The following is a 303-nucleotide window of genomic DNA, read 5'->3' as shown; positions in this document are numbered from 1 at the left end:
GTGGATGTTCCACTTGACGGAGCGTCGTTCCTTGATGTCCTTCTTGTCCGCCTGGCTTGTTGCCAGATGGTTGACGAGAAGAACGTGTGTTGGCAAAACGGTCAGAAGATGGGGGCAAATGGCTATTAGAGCTGTTTTTTTTCGTGCGTGCTTCCAGCTCTTGAACACGGTACTTCAGTTGTTCATTTTCTTTGCGTAGCTGTTTGTTTTCTTTCAACAGTTGCTCAATGACTTGTTGTTGGTGAGTAATGAGCTGCTTTTGTTGTTGGACTTTGCTGATTAAGCTTTCAACTGTAAATACAG

At 44.6% G+C, this 303-nt stretch carries 1 protein-coding gene; it reads right to left on the bottom strand.

The annotated features are described in order from the left end of the window. A partial coding sequence (locus tag ETC02_RS17250; protein WP_253264195.1) for a DUF6444 domain-containing protein occupies positions 1-303 on the bottom strand: 303 nt, incomplete at both ends.

This window comes from Geobacillus sp. DSP4a (genome assembly GCF_013096875.1).
Classification (GTDB): Bacteria; Bacillota; Bacilli; order Bacillales; family Anoxybacillaceae; genus Geobacillus; species Geobacillus thermophilus.
Note: the sequence above shows the minus strand (reverse complement) of the source record. Positions and strands in the feature narration are given on the sequence as shown.